9 protein-coding genes and 1 pseudogene are annotated in these 23072 nt (G+C 65.8%); 3 read left to right on the forward strand and 7 right to left on the reverse strand.

The features are described 5' to 3' along the window. Positions 1-9 precede the first annotated feature (9 nt). The 4 genes and pseudogenes from OOB33_RS16330 to OOB33_RS16345 form a co-directional block, all read right to left on the reverse strand. Entirely contained in the window at positions 10-1485 is a 1476-nt protein-coding gene (locus OOB33_RS16330) for a caspase family protein (RefSeq protein WP_271009443.1), read from the reverse strand. A 165-nt stretch (positions 1486-1650) separates the two neighbouring features. Further along, positions 1651-8421 carry a beta strand repeat-containing protein gene (locus OOB33_RS16335; RefSeq protein ID WP_271009444.1) on the reverse strand — a complete coding sequence of 2257 codons (6771 nt, stop codon included), beginning with the start codon at positions 8419-8421 and terminating at the stop codon, positions 1651-1653. 19 nt (positions 8422-8440) lie between these two features. After that, positions 8441-14506 (reverse strand): annotated as a pseudogene (locus tag OOB33_RS16340) (two-partner secretion domain-containing protein); the annotation flags it as partial. Positions 14507-14584: 78 nt separating this feature from the next. Continuing rightward, positions 14585-16324, reverse strand: a complete 1740-nt coding sequence (locus OOB33_RS16345; RefSeq protein WP_271009445.1) for a ShlB/FhaC/HecB family hemolysin secretion/activation protein — start codon at positions 16322-16324, stop codon at positions 14585-14587. A gap of 328 nt (positions 16325-16652) precedes the next feature. Between OOB33_RS16345 and OOB33_RS24455 the strand changes: the two genes are divergently transcribed. The 3 genes from OOB33_RS24455 to OOB33_RS16360 all read left to right on the forward strand — a co-directional run bounded on the left by OOB33_RS24455 (position 16653) and on the right by OOB33_RS16360 (position 20299). Further along, positions 16653-17279 (forward strand): OmpA family protein, encoded by a 627-nt coding sequence (locus OOB33_RS24455; protein WP_333780335.1) that lies wholly within the window; start codon positions 16653-16655, stop codon positions 17277-17279. Between the two features lie 126 nt (positions 17280-17405). Next, positions 17406-18752, forward strand: a complete 1347-nt coding sequence (locus tag OOB33_RS16355) for a tetratricopeptide repeat protein (RefSeq protein WP_271009446.1) — start codon at positions 17406-17408, stop codon at positions 18750-18752. A gap of 134 nt (positions 18753-18886) precedes the next feature. Next, a complete protein-coding gene (locus OOB33_RS16360; protein ID WP_271009447.1) occupies positions 18887-20299 on the forward strand; it encodes a type VI secretion system contractile sheath domain-containing protein in 1413 nt (470 codons plus the stop codon). Between the two features lie 127 nt (positions 20300-20426). On the opposite strand, the gene OOB33_RS16365 is transcribed toward OOB33_RS16360, so the two are convergent. From OOB33_RS16365 to OOB33_RS16375, 3 genes are all read right to left on the reverse strand, one after another. Next, complete coding sequence (locus OOB33_RS16365; RefSeq protein ID WP_271009448.1) at positions 20427-20816, reverse strand: hypothetical protein; 390 nt, start codon at positions 20814-20816, stop codon at positions 20427-20429. 104 nt (positions 20817-20920) lie between these two features. Then, a complete protein-coding gene (locus OOB33_RS16370; protein ID WP_271009449.1) occupies positions 20921-22045 on the reverse strand; it encodes a M35 family metallo-endopeptidase in 1125 nt (374 codons plus the stop codon). Positions 22046-22191: 146 nt separating this feature from the next. Then, complete coding sequence (locus tag OOB33_RS16375; protein ID WP_271009450.1) at positions 22192-22896, reverse strand: hypothetical protein; 705 nt, start codon at positions 22894-22896, stop codon at positions 22192-22194. Positions 22897-23072 lie beyond the last annotated feature (176 nt).

The following is a 23072-nucleotide window of genomic DNA, read 5'->3' on the forward strand; positions in this document are numbered from 1 at the left end:
CTCAATGGATCACTTCAAGCCGGACTTGAGCGATGGCGGCGGCGTGAAACCGAGTTCGCGTGCACGCGACTCATAACGCGCAGCCAGGTCGGGCTGGTCGAGCTTGCGGTACAGCAGGGCGAGGTCGTAGCTGGCAATGCCATTGCCCAGCCAGGCGGCGTATTGCAGCCAGCCTTCATAGCGGCCCAGCTCCTGCCCCGTGCTGCCGTCCTTGTAGATCACGCCGATGCGCTTGGCGGCGTCCTTGTCGCCGCGAGCGGCTCGGGCAATGTCCTGTTGCAGGGTGGGATTCTGGGCCGCTGTGTTGTGGAACGAGCTCTTGTAGAGCTTGACGTCGTTGCGCTGAAGAATCTTGGCGGAGTCTTGTGCGCCTTCCAAGGCCACCTCCACCGATTGGCGGCGCCGTCCCTGGGGGAACTGCTCGATGTACTTGCTGCACAGGCGCACGATGTCGGCGGGCCAGAGGCCGGCCTGGATCTCCCGCCACAGCGATTCCTCTTCTGCCTGGGTCGCAGCCTGTGCCTGGGCGATCTGGGCTGCGCTGCGGCGATGCAAAGGCACATTGACCCGGGTGTTGTCGGCAATGAAGGGGTCTTGCGCCACCATGCGGATCTCTTTGATCGGATGGTTCAGCATGGTGTCACGTACATCTCGCCGAACCATCTTGAAGAGGTCGACAAAGCTTGTGTCCTCGCTGCTGGCGTTGAGCACCTTGACCAGCGAGGCGGTGTAGAAGGTGTTTTCGGTGGGCAAAGCCGAGGAGATGGCCGGTTTGCCCGCCGCGGTGGAGAAGGCAATCAGGCAGCCGACCGGGGCCTCGACCTGGTTCAGGCCGTCGCGGTCACGCAGCGCGCTGCGCAGCGACACGCGGCAGGAGTCGATCACGGCATAGGTGGCGCCCGTGGTGCGCGGCGCCAGCGGCCCCACCACATCGAGATTGAGCTCCAGGCTGCCGTTCTGCACATCACCGAGCACACTGGGGTTGACCCCGGCCGAAATCAGCAGATTGCGAGCCTGGTCTTGCACACCGTGGCCAGCGAAATAGAAAAAGATGGTCGCGTTCGGCGGCGATGCGGCCACGGTGCGCGAGAACGCGTCGATGGCGGCGCGTGAGCGCGGCAGGTCCAGGTTCAGGGCGTCGGTGACCGCGAAACCCTTGGCTTCCAGCGAGGCCTTGAGGTCACGGATGTTCTTCGGGATCGGCGGCAGGTCCTGCTGCGCGGGGTACTCGTTATTGCCCAGAAGCAAGGCCAGGCGTACCTCATCCACAGGGCCGGTCGGCGCACCGGGCGCGGCGGCAAGCGCTGTCGAGGGAGGGGCGGCAGGAACGGGGGCCGGCGCTGGTGTCGGTGCTGGGGCGCGACCGTAGCTGCTGCCGTACTGTGCCGTCGCGGGCCCGCTGCCGATCAACAAGGGCGCCAGACCCATGGCTCCGCCGGCCTTGAGGGCAAAGCGACGAGGACGGTTGGTGGGTGTGTTGCTCATGTGTTTCTCCGGGAGATGGAATGCGGATTGCCTTGGCAAGCCGCAGTTCGTGACATCGCTTGCTGCGACCCGCCTGCTTTGGGCTGGTCGCCGTGATTTTCTACAACTGGCGCGCGCTGGGCAGCCTGGCTGATGGGCTTATTGCAGCCGAATTGAGGCGAGGACTCAACTGCCGGCGGCACAGCTCAAAGGGCTCTGGCCACTGCTGCCATCCCCGCCAGCCACATTGCAGCCGGCCGGCGAGGCTGCACCCGAGCTGCCCTTGGTGGCCGGGCTGCCCGGACCCACCTCGGTAATCACGCCGCCACGCAGGCGAGAGGCCACGTTTTCGGTGCGCACGGCTTCCTCGAAGCGGTCGCGCCGCGCGGATTCCGACACGGATGCAATCGAGGACAGCGCACCTTCCACCTGCGGCGAGCTCGGCGCATAGCCGTTGTAGTAGATCGGGATCTCGGTTTGCACGCCGGCGCCGTCGTAGAAGAAGAGGTAACCCGCCACACCGGTTTCCCGACCCGAGAGATAGATCGCTGCGCGGTTGGCGATCAGGCTCTGGGTGCGTGTGGGGTCCAAGCGAGTGTTAGGCCGGAGGCTGACATAGCCGGCTTCCGCCCCGCCTTGCGCCGCCAGGCCGTCGGTGCCCACCTGTACTTTCAAGCTGCCCGAGGGCTGTACGCCGAAGGGGTTGGGATTGCTGGGTGTGGCCGCCTGGCTGCCAAAGTTGAACACCAAAGCCGGCATCTGGGTCAGGGTGCCCAGGGTGTTGTTGAAGCTCATGCGCGCCGTGATCTGAGCCTGATCCACGGTACTCATGCGATCGGCCGTGAAGTGCAGCAGATCGGCCGCCACCCCTTCGTTCTTCAGCTGGATGGTCTGGCCCGCCAGCTGCAGCAAGGACCGGGGGCCGCGGTCTTCCGTGCTGCCTGCCGCATTGGCCTTGCCCAGGCTGGCGCTGAAGCCGCCGCTGAAATCATTGCCGGTCTGCAGCAGGCTGGCCGAAGCGCCCTGCTCTGCCTGCAGATGGAGCTGCGCGCCCTCGGCCACGCGGATGGCGCCCGAGTTCTGCACGAACACATCGGCCAGGATCTTGACGGGCCGGCCGGCCGCGTCCACGAGGATGACCTCCTTGGCCAGGCCCAGCTCGGCCTGGTAGCGGCCCAGGCGCTCGGCATCGACTTTGGCGCCTTGCAAGGCCTTTAGGCTGAGCAGGCCTTTGTCCAGGGCGATGGTGCCGGACAAGGTGAAGACCGGCAGGCTGAGTTGCCCGTCCACCAGCTGCGGGCTGGCCACGCTGACGGTGCCGCCCTGCAGGCTCACCAGGGATGCCGCTTGCGGCTCCAGCGTCAACTGCCCCGCCGGGTTGCTCAGCTGCACGCGACCGGAGCGCTGGATGCCGCTGGCCTTGACGCTGGAGACCTCGAAGCCGTCCTGGTCGACGTAGTCGATCGCGCCATCGTTGGCGCCACCTTGCACGGCGGCGAAGCGCTGCACCTGGTTGCTGGCGTCCTTGAGGCTGTAGGCGGCAGCACCTTGCAGCTCCAGCCCTTCCGCCAGAATGCCGGCGCCCGCAGCCTGCTGCACCAGGCCGCTGCCCGTGTTCAGGACCACGGCCGCGCCGGCCGCAGGCGCTGCGAGGCCGCGTGTGCCTGCGAACAAATCGCCATCCCCGGCAAGCTCGGCCACGGTGTAGCCCTGGCTGTTGCGCAGCAGCAGGTCGCCGCGCTCGCTGCGGGCCGCCACGCGGCCCGACCAGGCGTTGTCCTGCCCCAATGCAATGCCCTCGGCCGCGCGCAGGCCCAAGCTGCCCGCCTCGATGCGGCCACCACTTTGCTGAATGCGACCTTGCGCGCTGTCCAGGCGCAGGGTGGCGCCGCCCAGCTGGATGGGCTGGCTGAGCAGCAGATCGCCGCTGGCGCTTCGCAGGCTGACATCACCCTGGCGCTGCACGCCGCTGGACAGCACCGTGCCCAACTCCAGCGCCCCGCTGTTGAGGAAGCGCAGGGCGCCGTCGCTGCCCGCGGCCCCGCCGCCCCCGAGGGCAGCCAGGCGTTCGACCCGATTGCCCGCCTGATCCAGCTGCACCGCGCCTGCACCGCGCAGCTCCAGGCCGGTGGCCTGCACCGTGGCGCCGCTGGCCTGGCTCACGTTGCCCACAGCCTGCAACACCAACAGGCTGCCTTGTGCTTGCACCGCCTGGTTCAGACGCAGGGCACCGCTGTCGCTGCGCAGGCTGACATCGCCTTGGCGCTGAATGCCTTGCAGGCTCTGCACCGTGTCGACCTGCAGCGCCCCCGCCGTGCGCAAGCTGACACTGCCGTCGCGCGCAGCGCTGAGGCCCGCCCCTGCCGGCGTGCCGCTCATGGCCACGGCATCGATGCGATTGCCGGCAGACTGCAGCTGGAAGCTGCCGGCGCCCAGCAAGGCCAGGCGCGCAGCCTGGATGGTGGCGGCCTCGTTCTGGCTGACCGCTCCGCTGGATTCGAGCCTCAGCGTGTTCGAGCCGGTCGCGATGCCCGCCTCCAGCGACAGGCCGGCGCTGCCGGTCTGCAGGCTGACGTCACCTTGGCGCTGAATGCCTGCGACGGTCTCGCCACTCACGCCCTGCAGCGTCGCCACGCGAAGTGCGCTGGCGCTGCGCACGGCGATGGCGCCCTCGGCGACGCCCGCGCTTCGCACCGCCAGGCTACCGATCTGGTTGTCGGCGTGCGTCAGTTGCACCGCGCCGGGGCCGGTCAGCAACAAGCCCTGGCTGCGCAGCGCGGCGTTTTGCGTGACCGGGCCCTGCGCCTGGATGCTCAAGACGCCGTCCACCTGGCTGGCGGCCAGCTGGACGCCCCCGCCGCTTTCCACGCTCAAGCCCTTGCGTGCCTGGGCCGACAGCGTCAACTGGCCCTGGCCGAGCTGGATGGAGGCCTGCTCCTCGGTCTGCAGGGTCAAGACCAGATCCTGGCTGCTGCTCAGGCTGGCCCTGCCCGAGGCCGAGAGGCTCAGCGCACCGCCAAAGCGATTGCCTGCCTGATCCAGCCGGGCACCGCCGGCGGTGGCGCGAAGCTGCGCGTCGCGGCCCACGATCAGGGCGCCGCTCTGGCTGAAGGCCGAGGCCTCGCTGTCCAGGCTGTCCGCCACCTGCAAGCCCGCGAACGCCGTGGTAGCCGTGCTGCGGCTGCGCAAAGCCCCTGCGCTCTGCCCTGACACACGCAAGCTGCCCTGGCTGTTGATGCGGGCGCCCTGCCCGCTCACCAGGTTCAGGTCGAGATCGCCGGCGCTGTTCAGATCCAGGCTGCCGCCGGACTGGAGCTGCAGCGTGCCCTGGAAGCGGTTGTCCGCATGGTCCAGAAGCAAGGCAGCGCGCCTCGACTCGATGCGGCTTGAGGCGCCAAGGTTCAGTGCAGCGTTTTGGCTCACGCCCTGCTCGGCCCGGGCTTGCAGGCCTGCGGCGGTTTGCAGCGCCCCCAGACTCAGGCTGCCGGCGCTCTCCAGCTGCAGCGCACCGGCCGTTTGACCTGTCACCGTAAGTTGATTGCCCAGGCTTTCGACCCGGCTGTCGCCCGGGCCGCTGTTGATCACCACGTCCAGCGCGCTGGCGGCGCGCAGGCGGGCGGTGCCTCCGGCTTGCAGCTGCACCGTGGCGCCGAACTGGTTGTCGGCCTGCTCCAGGTTCAGGCTGCCGGTGCCGCTGCTGATGCGGCTGGCGCCCGCCACATGCAGGGCCGCACTCTGGCTGAGGCTGGTGCCGGCCGTGATCTGCGCACCACCATCGACTTGCAAGCCGGCGATCGTCGTGGCAGCCGCACTGTGGCTGATCAGGTCGCCACCCACATGGCCGCGCAGCTGGACGGCATCATTCAGGCCGTCGAGATCGGCTCCCCCGCTGGTTTGCAGCGCGGCGCGCAACGGCCCCTGGGCCCGCAGGTGCAGGCTTGCGGCTTGAATGTCAATCTCGCCACCGAAGCGGTTGCTGGGCCCGCCCTGCGTGCCACGGAGATCCACCGTTTGGCCGGCTGCCAGGATCTGGCTGCCACCGCCCACCTGCAAGGCGCTGCCCGCTAACTGGCGCAGGCCTTGCTGGCTGCTCAAGAGGAGCTGTTGATCGACTTGCGTCGTGCCCAAGGTGATGGCGCCAGCGCTGGCGGCATCCAGAGACTGAGACTGCCCGGACAGCTGCAGGTCACCGGCCGTTCGCAGAACGGCGGCCCCGCCGCTGGCCAGGCGCAGGTTCAGGGCCGTGGCGCTGTTCAGGTTCACCGCCGCGGCGTCCACGCGCACGGCGCCTCGCCACTCATTGGCTTGGCTGAGCTGCAGGGCCCCGCTTCCCGCATTCAGCGAGGCATCGCCGAGCACCCGCAACACACCGCTTTGCGTGATGGCGCCGCCCTCGCTGCGCGCGTCCAGGCTGGCCAGGTCACCGGCGCCCAGCAACAGCGCGCCCTGGCTGCGCAGGGTCAGCGCACCGGTCTGCAGCGCGCCCAGGCTCAGGGCATTCTGATCGCGCAGCTGCACGCGCCCGCCGGTCAGCGACAGCGTCGATTGGAAGTCATTGCCCGCTTGATCCAGGGTGATGTCCGCAGCACCGGCGTTCAGCTGGCTGCTTCCGGCGATTTGCAAGGCGCCGCTCTGCGTGATGGCCCCGCCATGGCTGTTGGCCACCAGGCTGCCGGCCTGGCCACTGCCCAGGTTGAGCGGCCCCTGGCTGCTCACGCCGAGCGCGCCCACGCTCAGGTTGCCCAGGCTCAAAGCCTGTTGATTGTTCAGCTCGGCGCTGCCACCGGTCAGCGAAACGCGGCCGGCCAAGGCATTGGCCTGTGTCAGGACGATTGTGCCGCTGCCGGCATCCAGGCTGCTGTCGCCGGCGACGGTCAAAACGCCGGTCTGCGTGATGGCGCCACCTTGGCTGGTGGCCGTCAGCTGGCTGGCTGTTGTGGTTCCCAGATTCAGTGCACCCTGGCTGTTGAGCGTCAGATTGGCGACCTGGGCTGTTGCGATTGCGAGGTTGTTGATGTCGCGAACCTGGCTGTCGCCGCCGGCCAGGTGCACCAGGCCCTGGAAATCATTGGCCTGGGTCAAGTTGATGGCGTTGCTGCCCGCGTTCAAGTGGCTCGTGCCCGCGATGCTGAGTGCGCCGCTCTGGCTGATGGCGCCGCTGGTGGCGGTGGCTGTGAAATCGCCACTGACCGTGCTGGCGGCGAACTTCAGAGCGTCGGCGCTGATGCTGGCGCCAGCGCCGCTGTGGATGGCCACCGTCTTGCCGTTGAGCACATTGGCGCCGGTCAAGCTGATCGCCTGGCCCGCCGAGCTGGTGAAGCTGTTGCCGTCGGCGCCGAGGTTCAAGCCACCGGTTTGGGTGATCGCGCCCGCGCTGGTTGTGGCGACCAGCTTGCCGCCGATGGTGCTGCTGGCGAACTTCAGCGCATCGGCGGTGATGCTGGCATCGCTGCCACTGATGAGCGCGACGGTCTTGCCATTGAAAAGATTGGCGCTGGCCAGCGTGACGCCCTGGGCAGATTGGAAAACACTGCCGTCGGCTCCGAGGTTCAGGGCACCGGTCTGGCTGATGTCGCCGCTGCTGCTGGTGGCGAGCAGCTTGCCGTTCACCGTGCTGGCGGCGAACTTGAGTGCATCGGCCGTGATGCTGGCGTCGGCACCGCTGCTGAGCGCCACCGTCTTGCCGTTGAAGACATTGGCGCTGTTCAGCGTGATGGCCTGGCCGGCGGCGGTTGAGAAGCTGTTGCCATCGGCGCCGAGGTTCAGCGCGCCGGTCTGGGTGATGCTGCCGGTGCTGGCCGTGGCGACCAGCTTGCCACCGATGCTGCTGGTGGCGAACTTGAGCGCATCGGCGCTGATGCTGGCATCCGCGCTGCTGGTGAGCGCCACGGTCTTGCCGTTCAGGACATTGGCGCTGCCCAGCGTGATGGCCTGGGCCGAGCTGAAGCTGTTGCCGTCGGCGCCCAGGTTCAGCACACCGGTCTGGGTGATGCTGCCGGAGTTGCTGGTGGCGACGAGCTTGCCGCTGACTGTGCTGGCCGCGAACTCGAGTGCGTCGGCGCTGATGGTGGCATCGCCGCCGCTGTTGAGCGCGACGGTCTTGTTGTTGAGCACATTGGCGCTGCCCAGCGTGATGGCCTGGCCGGCGGCGGTCGAGAAGCTGTTGCCATCGGCGCCGAGGTTCAAGGCCCCGGTTTGGCTGATGCTGCCGGTGCTGGCCGTGGCCACGAGCTTGCCACTGATGGTGCTGGCGGCGAACTTGAGCGTGTCGGCGGTGATGCTGGCGTCAGCGCTGCTGTTGAGGGCGACCGTGTTGCTGCCGAAGGTGTTGGCGGCGTTCAGTGTGATGGCCTGGCTGGTTCCGGACGTGGTGAAGCTGTTGCCGTCGGCGCCGAGGGTCAGCGCGCCGGTCTGGGTGATGCTGCCGCTGGTGGCGGTGGCGACCAGCTTGCCTGCGATGCTGCTGGTGGCGAACTTGAGCGTGTCGGCCGTGATGCTGGTGTCGGCGCTGCTGTTGAACGCGACCGTGTTGCTGCCGAAGAGGTTGGCGGCGTTGAGCGTGATGGCCTGGCTCGCGCCGGAGGTGCTGAAGCTGTTGCCGTCTGCGCCCAGGCTCAGCGCGCCGGTCTGCGTGATGCTGCCACTCGTAGCCGTGGCGATGAGCTTGCCCGCGATGGTGCTGCTGGCGAACTTGAGTGCATCGGCGGTGATGCTGGCGTCCGCCCCGCTGTGGATCGCAATCGTCTTGCCGTTGAAGACATTGGCCGACGAGAGGGTGACGGCCTGGCCGGCCGAGCTGGCGGTGAAGCTGCTGCCGTCGGCGCCCACGTTGAAGGCGCCGGTCTGGCTGATGGCGCCCGTGTCGGAGCTGAGGACCAGTTTGCCGCTGACCGTGGTGCTGCCGAGCTGGATGCCGGCCAGGTTTCTCAGGCCCAGATCGCCCTGCGTGTTGAACACAGCTGCCGTTGACCAGCCCCGCCAGGCTGTTGGCCTGCGTGGACAGGTCGATCGATTGGCCGGTAGACACGCTGAAGCTGTTGCCGGCAGCGCCGGTGCTGATCGCCCCGCTCTGGCTGATGCCACCGTTGCTGGCGTTGGCTGTCAGCGTGCCGCCGATCGTGCTGGTGGCGAACTTCAGGGCCTGGCCGCTCAGGCTGGCATGAGCGCTGCCGCCACTGGTGTTCAGCGCCACGGTCTTGCCGTTGAACTGATTGGCCGCCGTCAGCGTGATCGCCTGGTTGGCCGTGCTGGTGGTGAAGCTGTTGCCATCGGCGCCGAGGTTCAGCGCGCCGGTCTGGGTGATGGTGCCGGTGCTGGCCGTGGCGATGAGCTTGCCACCGATGCTGCTGGTGGCGAACTTGAGCGCATCGGCGCTGATGCTGGCGTCCGCGCTGCTGGTGAGCGCCACGGTCTTGCCGTTCAGGACATTGGCGCTGCCCAGCGTGATGGCCTGGGCCGAGCTGAAGCTGTTGCCGTCGGCGCCCAGGTTCAGCACACCGGTCTGGGTGATGCTGCCGGAGTTGCTGGTGGCGACGAGCTTGCCGCTGACTGTGCTGGCCGCGAACTCGAGTGCGTCGGCGCTGATGGTGGCATCGCCGCCGCTGCTGAGCGCGACGGTCTTGTTGTTGAGCTGATTGGCGCTGCCCAGCGTGATGGTCTGGCCGGCGGAGGTCGAGAAACTGTTGCCATCGGCACCGAGGTTCAAGGCCCCGGTTTGGGTGATGCTGCCGGTGCTCGCCGTGGCGACCAGCTTGCCGCTGATGGTGCTGGCGGCGAACTTGAGCGTGTCGGCGGTGATGCTGGCGTCGGCGCTGCTGTTGAGTGCGACCGTCTTGCCGGCGAAGGCGTTGGCGGCGTTCAGCGTGATGGCCTGGCTGGTTCCGGACGTGGTGAAGCTGTTGCCGTCGGCACCGAGGGTCAGCGCGCCGGTCTGGGTGATGCTGCCGCTGGTGGCGGTGGCGACCAGCTTGCCTGCGATGCTGCTGGTGGCGAACTTGAGCGTGTCGGCCGTGATGCTGGTGTCGGCGCTGCTGTTGAACGCGACCGTGTTGCTGCCGAAGAGGTTGGCGGCGTTGAGCGTGATGGCCTGGCTCGCGCCGGAGGTGCTGAAGCTGTTGCCGTCTGCGCCCAGGCTCAGCGCGCCGGTCTGCGTGATGCTGCCACTCGTAGCCGTGGCGATGAGCTTGCCCGCGATGGTGCTGCTGGCGAACTTGAGTGCATCGGCGGTGATGCTGGCGTCCGCCCCGCTGTGGATCGCAATCGTCTTGCCGTTGAAGACATTGGCCGACGAGAGGGTGACGGCCTGGCCGGCCGAGCTGGCGGTGAAGCTGCTGCCGTCGGCGCCCACGTTGAAGGCGCCGGTCTGGCTGATGGCGCCCGTGTCGGAGCTGAGGACCAGTTTGCCGCTGACCGTGGTGCTGCCGAGCTGGATGCCGGCCAGGTTTCTCAGGCCCAGATCGCCCTGCGTGTTGAACACATCGCTGCCGTTGACCAGCCCCGCCAGGCTGTTGGCCTGCGTGGACAGGTCGATCGATTGGCCGGTAGACACGCTGAAGCTGTTGCCGGCAGCGCCGGTGCTGATCGCCCCGCTCTGGCTGATGCCACCGTTGCTGGCGTTGGCCGTCAGCGTGCCGCCGATCGCGCTGGTGGCGAACTTCAGGGCCTGGCCGCTCAGGCTGGCATGACCGCTGCCGCCGCTGGTGTTCAGCGCCACGGTCTTGCCGTTGAACTGATTGGCCGCCGTCAGCGTGATCGCCTGGTTGGCCGTGCTGGTGGTGAAGCTGTTGCCATCGGCGCCGAGGTTCAGCACGCCGGTCTGGGTGATGCTGCCGGTGCTGGCCGTGGCGATGAGCTTGCCACCGATGCTGCTGGCGGCGAACTTGAGCGTGTCGGCGGTGATGCTGGCGTCGGCGCCGCTGTTGAGCGCGACCGTGTTGCTGCCGAAGACGTTGGCGGCGTTGAGCGTGATGGACTGGTTTGCCGCGGTGGCGCTGAAGCTGTTACCGTCGGCGCCGAGCGTGATGACGCCACTTTGTGTGATGCCGCCCGTTGTTGCTGTTGCCGCCAGCGCCCCACCGACCGTGCTCGTCGCCAGGTTCAAGCTGCCGCTCTTGATCGCAGCAGCCGCGGACCCGCTGGTGTTCAGAGAGACTGCTCCCGCAAAGCTGTTGGCGTTCTCGGTCAGCGTGATCGCTGCCGCACCGGCTTGCAGGTTGCTGCTGCCGCCCACCGTCAAGCCGCCTGCAGTCTGCGTAATGGCGCCGCCGTTGGAGGCCGCGACCAGATTGCCGCCCACCGTGCCCGTGCCCAGGTTCAGCGCACCGGTCGAACTCACAGTCAGGTTGCCCGCGGCTACATTCAGCGTCCCGAGCGTCAAGGCGCTGGTGTCGGTGACCTGGATGTGGTTCGCCCCAGTGTTGCTGAGGTTCACCGCGCCGCTGAAGTTGTTGCTGCTCTCGGTCAGCGTGATCGCTGCCGCACCGGCTTGCAGGTTGCTGCTGCCGCCCACCGCCAAGCCACCTGCAGTCTGCGTGATGGCGCCACCGTTGGAGGCTGCGACCAGGTTGCCGCCAACCGTGCCTGTGCCCAGGTTCAGCGCACCGGTCGAACTCACGGTCAGGTTGCCCGCGGCCACATTCAGCGTCCCGAGCGTCAAGGCGCTGGTGTCGGTGACCTGGATGTGGTTCGCCCCGATATTGCTGAGGCTCACTGCGCCGCTGAAGTTGTTGCCGCTCTCGGTCAGTGTGATCGCTGCCGTGCCGGCTTGCAGGCTGCTGCTGCCGCCCACCGTCAAGCCGCCTGCAGTCTGCGTGATGGCGCCACCGTTGGAGGTCGCGATCAGGTTGCCGCCCACGGTGCCGGTGCCCAGGTTCAGCGCACCGGTCGAACTCACGGTCAGGTTGCCCGCGGCCACATTCAGCGTCCCGAGCGTCAGGGCGTTGGTATCGGTGACCTGGACGTGGTTCGCCCCGGTATTGCTGAGGCTCACTGCGCCGCTGAAGTTGTTGCCGCTCTCGGTCAGTGTGATTGCTGCCGTGCCGGCTTGCAGGCTGCTGCTGCCGCCCACCGTCAAGCCGCCTGGAGTCTGCGTGATGGCGCCACCGTTGGAAGCTGCGACCAGATTGCCGCCCACCGTGCCCGTGCCCAGGTTCAGCGCGCCGCTCGAATTCACGGTCAGGTTGCCCGAGGCCACATTCAGCGTCCCGAGCGTCAAGGCGTTGGTGTCGGTGACCTGGACGTGGTTCGCACCTGTGTTGCTCAGGCTCACCCCGCCGCTGAAGTCGTTGCTGCTCTCGGTCAGCGTGATCGCTGCCGCACCGGCTTGCAGGCTGCTGCTGCCGCCCACCGTCAAGCCGCCTGCAGTCTGCGCGATAGCGCCGCCATTGGAGGCCGCGACCAGATTGCCGCCCACCGTGCCTGTGCCCAGGTTCAGCGCGCCTGTTGAGGTCACGGTCAAGTTGCCTGCGGCAACGCTCAGCGTCCCGAGCGTCAAGGCGTTGGCGTCAGTCAGCTGGACGTTGTTCGCTCCGCTATTGCTAAGACTTACCGTGTCGGTGAAGTTGTTGCTGCTCTCAGTCAGCGTGATTGCAGCCGCACCGGCTTGCAGGTTGCTATTGCCACCCACACTCAAGCCGCCTGCAGTCTGCGTGATGGCGCCGCCGTTGGAGGCCGCGACCAGGTTGCCACCCACCGTGCCGGTGCCCAGGTTCAGCGCGCCCGTTGAGGTCACGGTCAGGTTGCCCGCGGCGACATTCAGCGTCCCGAGCGTCAAGGCGTTGGCGTCAGTCAGCTGGACGTTGTTCGCTCCGCTATTGCTCAGACTCACCGCACCGGTGAAGTTGTTGCTGCCGTGGGTCAGGGTGATCGGGTTATTGCCCGCGCTGAACGTGGCTGCAGCGGCTTGAATCGGACCGCTCTGAGTGATGGCCAGGCCGTTTCTGAAACTGAAGCTTTGACCTGCAGCGTTGATTGTGCCGAGGGTGCCGACTTGATTGACCGAGCTCGATAGATTGGTCGCTGCAGAGGTGTTGCTCACACTCAAGCTGCTCGCCGTGATCACGCCGCTCTGCGAAAGCAGCCCTCCGGCGCTCAGGGTGACCTGCCCCCCGTTGCCCACAGTACCGCTGCCACTGCCCGCACCACCGGCACTGCTGATGGCGCCGCCCAGCGCCAGAGCTTGGCCGCTGTTCAGGATCACCGCGCCTGCCGCACCACCGTTGTTGTTGCCGGTGGCAGCTCCGCCGTTGGCGGTCAGGGCCAGGGTGGTCAAGTTGCCGCTGGTCTTGATGTCGATGGCGCCGCCCGCCCCATTGGCTCCACCGCTTGTGGTGATCGCGCCCCCCGAATTCGCAAGGAACGATGAGGCCGAGGTCACGCCGTTCGTTCCCCTCACGGTGAAAGCGCCGCCGACCAGATTGATGGGCGATCTGACAACCACATTGCCGTCTGTGAACAGATTGAGGCCGCCGGTGTTGGTGTTCGCGATGGCGGCACCGGTGTCGACGGTGATGGTGCTGGAGGCTTTGAGGGTCAGGCTCTTGACGCTGGACCAGGACACCGAGTTCGCGACCGTGATCGAGCCACTGCCGCCAGCCCCACCGGCGGTGGCATCGACGGTGACGTTGTTGGAGGCAAGCGCGTTCTGTAGCGTCGTGGTGTTCAGCACGGACGAATCGGCGGATCCGGTAAATCCACCGATGCCATCATCGTCCGCATCATTCGCACCCGTGGAGATGGTGATGTCGCTGGGATCCAGGAGCAAGGTGCCGGTCTTGCCATGCGGCGCCATGGTATTGACCCGTCCCTTGAAATTCAGGGTTTGCTTGCCCGAGGTCTCGACCCGGCCGCCATGGCCTCCGTCGACACCGCCCCGTGCTTCAATGCTGCCGGCGAAAGTGGTGTGGCCATCGGCCCAGACCACCACCTGCCCGCCATCGCCTTTGTCCGTTGCGCTGGCCTGGATGCTGGCTTGGGTGCCCATCACCGTCATGCTGGAATTTTGCGGCTCGCCCTGCCCCTGGAAGCCACCGCCCACATGCACCAGTCCGCCGCCCGCGGCACCCGAGGCGTCGATCAAGGCCGAGCCAAACAAGCCCACCCGCTGACCCAGCACACGCACGTCGCCGCCGCGCTCGCCCGCGCCGGTACCGCTGACGTCGATCTTGCCCGTGACCACCGTATCACCGACTGCACCGCCGTTGATGACGACCTGGCCGTTGCGCGTGCCGATGGAGCGCGCCTGCACCAGGCCATCCATGTTCAAGACCGTGTCGGCCAAGCCCGCACGCGCCGCGGCGCGCAAGTCAACGACACCACCGTCGGCTTTGATGGAGCCCAAGACCTTGAGCTTGGCATCGAGCTGCTCATCGTTGCGTGGCTTGAAGAACACCAAGCCATCGCCATCGATGTCGATGTGCACCGCATTGACCGCGGCGGCGGCCACGCGCTGCGCTTCCAATTGGCCGCCGAGGGTGATCTGCGGCCCGGCGAAGGCGAGCAGTCCGACCGGTGCGCGCAGCTGGCCTTCAACCACGATGCTGCCTGGCGCATCGCTGCTGCCGCTGAGGCTGTACTGGGAGCCGCTGCCGCTGATGGCCAGGGTGGTGGCGAGCAGCCCGCCCACATCGACCCTGGCGTCGCGCCCGAACACAATGCCGCGAGGATTGCTGAGGAAGACACGGCCATTGGCATCAAGTCGGCCCAGGATTTGGCTCGGGTCGTCGCCGATCACGCGATTGACCAGCACCGACTGGCTGGACGGCTGAACCACGCGCAGCGATTCCTGGCTGCCAATGGAAAAACTGCGCCAGTCGATGCTGGCGGTGTCACTGCCCTGCCGGATCTCCATCTGGCCGGGTTTGGGCGTCAGGATGGTGGCCGTGCCGGAGGTGACCACCCCGTTCTGCGGCGTTGCTGCCGCCTCGCCGGCCCAAACGGCCAGACCACTCGCCACCCACACGGCCAGGCACACAGGGCTCAGTCGCAGCGCCTCGGCCTCGATGGACAAGGCGCGGCAGGACAGGTTCGACTTTGGGGCGGGCATGGTGTAGCTCGGGTGGGTCAGGCGGTGAAGGTCAAGCGGTTCGAATCAGGCGGTGAGCAGTTCAGCCGGCCTGCGGACTCAGAAGAAGGCGCTGAACTGGGCATACAAGCGGGGGTCCCGTTTCACGGTGTCACCGGTGGGCGTGCCCTTGAGCGGCTTGGCCACACTCAGACGCAAGGCATAGAGCCCAGGCCGCGACCATGCCAGGCCCAAGCCAACGCCCGAGTAGGCGGCCGAATTGCTCGCACTGCCGGCCCCGGCTGCGCCGCCGGTGGGCAGTTGGCTGGCCGGATGGCGGCGGAAGGTCACTTGGCCATAGTCGGCAAAGAAAGCCAGCACCGATTCCTGCGCCCATTGGCTGGAGAACAAGGTACTCAGCGGCGAGCGCAACTCCAGGCTGGCCAGCAGGCCGGAATCTCCCGTGCCCTCGCCGTTGGCAAAGGCGCGCACGCCATCGGGGCCGCCGAGTCGGAACTGTTCGGTGGTGTCGAGGTTGTCCAGGCTGTATTGGCCGCGCACGCTGAGGTAGGCCAGCAAACGGCCGGTCCAGAGGTTTTGCAGCCGCGACACCGAGGCATTCACTTTGGTATATCGATCCGCGTCGGTCAAACCCGAGGGACGATTGGTGATGTATTTGACCTGGCCGGTAGAGATATTCAGGTCATAACTATTTACGCCACCCGTCAATAAACTGTCACGAATATCACCGTTGCTGGCCACGCTGATACTCTGAACCTGTTTCTTGGTTTGCGAGGCAGACGCTTCTTCCCGGTCGTCGTAGTGTTTTGCGTCGAAGGCCAGCAGGGCAAACCAGTTCAAATTGCGCGAGCGAACCACCGGATACAGGCCGAAGGCATTGAGGTTGACCGCACTGCCATTCCTGCCGATGGGAAACTCTTTTTTGTCCAGGGCGTAGCGAACCAGGGTCACGGCGCCGCCCGCGCGCAAGCCGCGTGCGCCCACCGGGCTGCTGTAGCTGCCGAGAAGAAACTTCATGCCCGCGTTGACCGAACTGAGCCCGCTGAGCGAGGCGTTGTCGCCCCGGCCGAAGGGGCTGGCCACGGTCATCTGGGCGCCAACGCGGCCCAAACCGATGAAGCGCGAACCATTGAGGTCTGCATCGAGCTTGTACGCCAGGCGGCGTTCCCGTTGCGGCCGCACGACCAAGGTCGCCGTGCCGGGCCGGCGCCCCGGCTCGATCTCGAAGCTGGCCACGATGCCACGCAGGTCGTTGAGCAGGAAAACAATCCGCTCGACCTGGCTGACGGTCAGGATGCTGCCGGGCTCCAACTGCGCCAGATAGGACTCGACCACGGCCTTGTCCACCAGCCAGGGCTCCTCATCCCACAGCAGACGCACCTGATCCAGGCGGCCTTCCAGCACCGCCAGCTGAATGATGTTCTTGTCCGGTGTCTGCTCCGGAATGAAGGCATAACCCAGGTAGTAGCCGAGCTGGCTCTGCAGAAAACGCGTCACCGCATCCTTGGCATTGACGAGGTCCTCCCAGCTCTTGTTCTTGCCCACATAGGGGGCGGTCAGCCGGGCCAGCGCCTGTTTCAGGGCATCGGGGGCATCGTCCGGCACCGCATAGCCTGCGACATCGAGCAGGACTTCGTCCTCGGGTTTTTGCAGTTCGCGCGGCACCGCACGTTGCGGCAGCAGGCGCGTGTCGCTGTCCAGCGGCGCGGGCTTGGGGCCCAGATCGGACGCTCGCGGCACCAGCGCCGGCGTGCTGACGCCCTGAGCCTGAGCCAGCGGCGGCAGGAGGGCCAGCTTCAGCAGCGTCAGCAGCAGTGCGGCTTGAACCTTTGTTTTCACGAAAACCCTGTAGGAAACCCGATTTCAAGAATCGACCGCAAATTCTAGGGTTGGATATATGAGGGTTTTGGGCTGTGTGCATATTCCCGCGGTACACCCGCATGGCCAGATTTTCGCGGCTGCGGTTTGTGATTCTGCTGGTTTACCCTTGATTCAGCGGCTTGCTCCTGCTTCGTGAATTTGTCGCAAAGCACGAACCGGCCATTCCGGCCCGGCCGGATGCGGACAATAATCCGCCCATCGCTCAGGGAAACCCTGATTCACAGCCGGTTTCGGCACGGCCTTCCTGACCGGCCTGTGGACGATTCAGCACGAGGAACCACACATCATGTCCACCGCATTCACCCTCGCCCCCTCAAGCACCACCCTGTGGCGCGCCGCGACCCGAAGCCTGAGTGCGTTCGCCCTGCTGGCGGCTGGCTCGGTGGCGGGGACGGCTGTTCAGGCAGCACCGGGCGCGGCCACGGCGCCCGCCTCAGCAGCGTCGGCCGCAGCGCCTGCCGTGCTGGACCTGGGCAGCAAGGTGCCGGACCTGACCGCCGTCAAGGAAGGCCTGTTCCCCGAGGACATGTGCGAGGAGCTGATCAAGAACGGCTTCAAGTGCATGGGCTTCAAGCCCGCCACCACCTTCTCGCTGAGCGCCGTGGCCTTTGCCCTGGGCTCGGCCGTGTTGCCGGATTCGCTGAAGCAACAGCTGGACGTGTTTGCCGAGGTCTTGAAAGCCAAGCGCGGCGCCGCACAGAAGATCCGCATCGTCGGCCATGCCGACAGCAGCGGCAACGAAGCCGGCAATCTGCAGCTGTCGCAGCGCCGCGCCGAGGAGGTGAAGCGTTATCTGGTCAACAAGGGCGCAGACGCGGGCATGCTGGAAGTGACGGGCGTCGGTTCCAAGGACCTGCTGCGCCCCGAGGCCCCGACCGCAGCGGAAAACCGTCGCGTCACCTTGGGCCGCTGAGCCCTGGTCTGAGCTGATGGCCGGTGTTGGCGTGTGACAGCGTCAGCAGCCGGCCTTTTCTTTTTGGCGTCTGCGTCCCTGTTCGCTCGGTCGAGCGAATGCGCTGCGCTCGCACGGTAGCGCCCGATGAACTCTCGCAAACAAAAGCTGTCCAGCAAGAATGCGGCTGCGGCCTCCCAGCTGCAGCAGGGCCTCAAGGCCGCCATGAGCAAGCACCAGCAGGGACAGATCCAGGCGGCCGCGGATCACTACCGGGTCTTGCTCCAGTTCGCGCCAGACATGCCGGACGCCTTGCATTACCTCGGTGTGGCCGAGCACCAGCTCGGCCACCCGCAGGAGGCGGTGCGCATGATTCGGCGGGCCGTCGAGCTCGTGCCGGCCTATGTCGATGCCCACAACAACCTCGGCAACGTCTACAAGGAGCTGGGCCAGTTTGAAGCGGCAGAGGCCAGCTACCGGGCGGCCCTGGACCTCCGCCCCGAGTTCGTGATGGCGCACAGCAATTTGGGCGTGGTGCTGGCCAAGCTCAAACGCCACGAGGAAGCGCGCGCCAGCTACCAGAAGGCCATCGATCTCAAGCCCGACTTTGCCGATGCCTGGCACAACCTGGGCAATATGCTGAGCAAATGCGGCAGGCTGGAGGAGGCGCTGACCGCCTTCCGGCGTGCCATTGAATTGGCGCCCTACACGCCCAGCGCCTATGAGGATCTGGGCAATGCCCTGGCCGCCAGCCAGCGTGCCAATGAAGCGCTGGCCGTCTATCGCCAGTGGCAAACCATCGAACCCGACAACCCCGTGATTGAACACCTGATCGCCGCTTGCGGTGGCGAAGCCAGGCACACGCGCGCCTCTGACGGCTATGTCCAAGACGTTTTCGACCGCTTCTCCGAGAGTTTCGACACCGTCCTGGCGGGCCTTGGCTACCGCGCCCCGGCATATGCCGGCGAGCTGATTGCAGAGTTGCTGGGCCAACCCCGGGCCGAACTGCAGGTGCTGGATGCCGGTTGCGGCACGGGCTTGTGCGCGCCCTACCTCAAGCCCTATGCGCGCCACTTGCTTGGCATGGACCTGTCCCAAGGCATGCTGGACAAGGCTGCGCAGCGCCAGGCCTACGATCACCTCGAACAGGCCGAGCTGAGCGCTTATCTCGCCGAACATCCTGCGGCCTTTGACCTCATCGTCTCCACCGACACCCTGATTTATTTCGGTGTCTTGCAGCAGGTCTTGGAGGCCGCAGCCGCAGCGCTGCGCCCGTCCGGGCATTTGGTGTTCACGCTTGAAGCCGGCGAGGACGACTGTGAGCCGGGCTACCGCTTGCAACTGCACGGGCGCTACAGCCACAGCGAAAGCTACGTCCGACGCATGCTTGAGGACGCAGGCCTGAGCATCAAGGCCACCCGGCGGGTCACGCTGCGCACCGAAAGTCATCAGCCCGTGGTGGGCTTGCTCTTCGCGGCTCAGCGCGTGGCTTGAGCGTGGACTGAGTACGGATTGAGCACGGCAGTTCTCAGGGAGCATGTTTCATGGCGGGATCAATGGAATTCAACTTCGCGATCAGACCCACTGGCTCCGGCCCCGCAGGGCGAGGCGCTGCGCAGGCGCAGCCCATGCGCATCCTCCTGATCGGCAACTTCAGCGGGCGCCAAGGTGTAGCGGCTGCTGCCAGTCTGGCGACACGGCCGACCCATCGGGTGGACGTGGACACCCTGCCTGAACTGATGCGCCGCCTGGCGCCCAGCGTGCGGGTCGGTGCCACCGCTTTCGAGGCCCAGGACATCGACGACTTCCATCCCGACAGCTTGTTCGCGCGGGTGCCTGTTTTCGCTTCCCTGCGCGAGCTGCGCCGGCGTTTGCAGGACCCGGCGCAGTTTGCGCAAGCCGCGGCAGAGCTGGGGATGAACTCAGCAAAGGCTGATTCGCGGGCAGGCGCCGTGCCAGCAGAGGCTGCTGGCGATCTGCTGTCCGGCCTGCTGGGCGGCCGGCCGGGGGGCGCCGCTCGTCACACAGGAACGCCGGCTGCCGCTCAAGCAGCGCCCGCCGGCATCGATGCCTTCATCCGCCAGATCGTCGCACCCCATGTCGTGCCTGACCATGGGGCGCAGCAAGCGGCGCTGCTGGCGTCGGTCGATCTGGCGATTGCCGAGCAGATGCGTCAGCTGCTGCATGCGCCTGAATTCCAAGCCATCGAGTCCGCCTGGCGCGGTCTGCACTTGCTGCTGTCCCAGCTCGAACTGGATGAACAACTGCAGCTGCATCTCTTTGATGTCAGCCGCGAAGAGATGCTCGCCGATCTGGTCGCGGCGCAGGGCGATGTCCCGCGCACCGGCCTGTTTCGCGCCCTCGTCGAGCGAAACCACGGCGCGCCGGATGCGCAGGCCTGGAGCCTGCTCGTCGGGCTTTTCAGTTTTGGCCCCTCGGACACCGACATCGGCCTGCTGGCCGCGCTGGGCGTGCTCGCCTCCAAGGCCGACGGCCCATTCCTGGCCGCGGCCGACATGGACTTGGCACTGGCCGAACCCTCTGCCTTGACGGGCTGGCAGCGCTTGCGCCGCAGCGCTGAACTGGCACCCTGGATCGGCCTCTCGGCCCCTCGCCTGCTCTTGCGCGCACCCTACGGCCGCCGCAGCGACCCCATCACGGCCTTTGTTTTTGAGGAACTCCCGGCCGGAGTGCCCGAGCATGAGCACCTGCTCTGGGGGCCCTCCTCCTTGGTGACCGCCCTGCTCATGGCCCGAGCCTTCCGTCAACAGGGCTGGGACTTCGAGCCCGGCGATGAAAGCGAACTGGCTGATCTGCCGAGCTTCAGCTTCGAGCGCGATGGCGAAAAGGAGCTGCAAGCCTGCGCCGAAACCTATCTCAGCGAGAGAGCGGCTCAAGTGATCTTGGACGCGGGTTTGATGCCGTTGCTGAGCCACCGAAACCAGCATGCGGTGACGGTGATGCGGTTTCAGTCGATCGCAGAGCCGGCCGGCGGGTTGGCTGGGTTGGCGGGGAGGCTGGCGAATCCCAACGCGCGCTAAAGGCAAAAAGGTCCCATCTCTGATGATGGGCCTGGTCGAGTGTGGTGCCGAATGAAGGCCTAACGCCGCGGTCGCAGCCACGCGCTTCAGCGCTGCCAGTTCCTTTGCTTGAACAGAGGCCGGTGTGTCAGTCTGCTTCCGCCTTGGGTGGCAGCTTGGGTTCCACCGGCGCACTGACCGGGGGACCGCCGACCTGGGTGCTCATGCGTGTGGCCAAATCCACCCGGTAAATGCCTCCGGCCTCGTTGACGATTTCCAGTGCCTGAGCTCCCGGCAACAGCTGCATCGAGCGGAAATAGCGTGGCAGTGTGGGCTGGCCGGCGACTTGAGCGCCAGGCACCTCGTACACCTTCAGGCGCCACAGTCGCTGGCCGCTTGCAATGTCGATGGCGGCGAGGTATCCCCCAGCTTGATCACCGTTGCGGCTGTCGTGCACGTCCTGCACATAGCGCACGCCCTCATGCTCAATGTCGGCCACCTGGGGGGCAGATGGGCGGCTGATGGATGGTCCATTCATGCGAAGTTTCTCCTTGGCGGTGTCGGCTGGCGACGGACCATAGGCCCGGGCAAACGAAGGCAGCGATGACAGAAGCGCGGCGGCACAAGCCGCCCAAGCCGGCTTCATATGATTCTCAGCGCATGATTGCGCTCGCCTTCGGTGAGCACCCCGGCACAGTCGGCAGCGAAGAATGCCCAGCTGTCGGCATTGCGAACGGCTGCGCTGCCAGGGAATCCTCCGTGTGGCCCAATGCCGTAGTGGGCGTACCGGGCTCTGCCGATGTTGACATCATCGGTGCCGCACACTAGATGAGTTAGTTCGTGTACAAGGATGCGCACCCAATTCTTGTGACCGTGGACCACTCCGCCGGCATCGTGGCCAAAGAATGAGCGCTCAATGTAGACAGTGTCCATGCCCTCGGCACGCGATCGAAAGGTGAATGCCTCGGAGTACAGATAGTCCACATCGTTTTGCACCGAAGCCGTACGCAGCGGCACCCAGTCGGTCAATACGAAATGGCCCTTGTTCAGCATTGCAATGATGGCTTTGAAGCCGGTGGACAAGGTGGCTATGAAGCCGGCAAGGTCGACCACACTGGCCCCGGGGTCGCCGAACCAACGCTTAACCAGGTTGACGGCTGCCACATTCTTTTCGCCGGGCTTGCCACTGATGCCATTGGCAGCGTTGGCCAGCACGATACCGGCCTTCTGGCACCAGGCCAAAGCATGTTGGGTCGCACTGGCGAGGTTCTTTTTGTCTTCGTCCGAGAACAGTTCGTTGTCGCTGCGCAGCAACTGGCGGGCAGCGATCTCAGTGGCTGCTCGGGCATGCAGATCGTCGGTGGGCCAATCGTGGAAATCCTGGGGCAGCGACAGGAGCCATACCTTGCGGTTTCCCGATTTATTGAGCAGATACACATGACGCAAGAGCTTGAGCGTGGCGGCTCGGGATTTCGTGCGCGAGTCCAGTGCGCCGTCAGCGGCGTCAGTCCAGCCGCCAACGGCTCTGAGGATGCCCTTGTCCTCAGTCACCGTCTTGTGGCCCAGCAAGGTGCTCTCTCCTTGCTTCACTTTCTTGCGCAAATCGCTCAAGGCCTGAGCGCGCCCCGCATCAAAGCCTTCATCGCTCATCAACTGATGCAACTTGCGCACCAAGGGCTGCCAGTCTTCGGCGAAATTGCTTTCCTTGGCGAGAAACTTTCGTCCGAAGTCGTACTCCGCCTTGAAGGTCTTGGTCCAATCAACCATTTCAGGTTCCTCGTTGTGGCTCGAGAGCGGTGAGACTTGACGCCATGCAAAGGCAGAAGGTCGGGCGAGAGAGGACAGGAGTCTCTGAACCCTGGTTCCAACTCCGCGTGTGACTTCGCGCGCTCACAAGTCTGTCTCCCCTCAGCTCAAGTCGACTTGAGCTTTTCTTCGATCAGCCTCACGACCTCGTCGTAGTCTTGATCTTTGAGCCACAGCATTTCCTCAAAGCTATATAGCTCAGCCACGATGGCCTGAGCCAGTGCGCAGTTGTGCGTGATCAAGTGGCTGGCAAGGGCGCGGGCGTGGGCCTTGCGCTCCACACCTTGCGTTCCCTTTGCCATCTTGTAGGCTTTCTTTCCAACGGCTCGCACCGATTCCAACAGGCCCACCACTGGCACTGCACCCACCACCTTGCGGTGGTACTTGCTACTCTTCTGAGCAATGGCATAGGGCAGTACTGCGTCAACCAGTTTCTGGTGCTCGGCCGCGTCCGCCACCGTGAACTGCCGCGACTCGATGTCGGGGTTGTTGTCGATCAGCGGCCAGCATTCGTATGCATTGACTCGCTTTTGGATCTCTCCAAGGGCATTGCGGTGCAAGCGTGACTTGTGAGCCGAAACGGCCGACAGGGTGGAGGCCGTCAACGTCAGCGCAGCCCCCGTCACGACCAGACCAATACCCGTGGCCGAGGCTGCAGCACCTGCCGCCAGCAAAGCAACATTGGGCACACCCAGTGCCTGCCCGGCCACTGAAACTCCCGTGCTGCTAACCGCCATGCCCGCTTTGGCAACTTGCTTGGTGCTACGCCAGCGGTTGACAGGTTTGGCTGCGCTGGAGGTATTTGAATGCATGCTGCTTTTCCTTTGAATGCATCAATGTAGTTACGCACTGCTGACTATAAAAATCAGGCGATGAATATGAAAAGCTTCATGTTCATGACCTTGCCTGAGGTTTGAATTTAAAACCTGCCCCAGGCCCCAGGTTCCTTTGCAGGTTCCTCAAGTGTGCGCAGCGAGTCCTACAGCAG

This window comes from Paucibacter sp. B51 (genome assembly GCF_027863535.1).
GTDB lineage: Bacteria > Pseudomonadota > Gammaproteobacteria > Burkholderiales > Burkholderiaceae_C > Paucibacter_A > Paucibacter_A aquatilis.

Coding starts and splice junctions, on each gene's coding strand:
- OOB33_RS16360 (WP_271009447.1), top strand. CDS start 18,887: ATGCGCATCCTCCTGATCGGCAACTTCAGCGGGCGCCAAGGTGTAGCG.
- OOB33_RS16375 (WP_271009450.1), bottom strand. CDS start 22,896: ATGCATTCAAATACCTCCAGCGCAGCCAAACCTGTCAACCGCTGGCGT.
- OOB33_RS16330 (WP_271009443.1), bottom strand. CDS start 1,485: ATGAGCAACACACCCACCAACCGTCCTCGTCGCTTTGCCCTCAAGGCC.
- OOB33_RS24455 (WP_333780335.1), top strand. CDS start 16,653: ATGTCCACCGCATTCACCCTCGCCCCCTCAAGCACCACCCTGTGGCGC.
- OOB33_RS16370 (WP_271009449.1), bottom strand. CDS start 22,045: ATGGTTGATTGGACCAAGACCTTCAAGGCGGAGTACGACTTCGGACGA.
- OOB33_RS16365 (WP_271009448.1), bottom strand. CDS start 20,816: ATGAATGGACCATCCATCAGCCGCCCATCTGCCCCCCAGGTGGCCGAC.
- OOB33_RS16355 (WP_271009446.1), top strand. CDS start 17,406: ATGAACTCTCGCAAACAAAAGCTGTCCAGCAAGAATGCGGCTGCGGCC.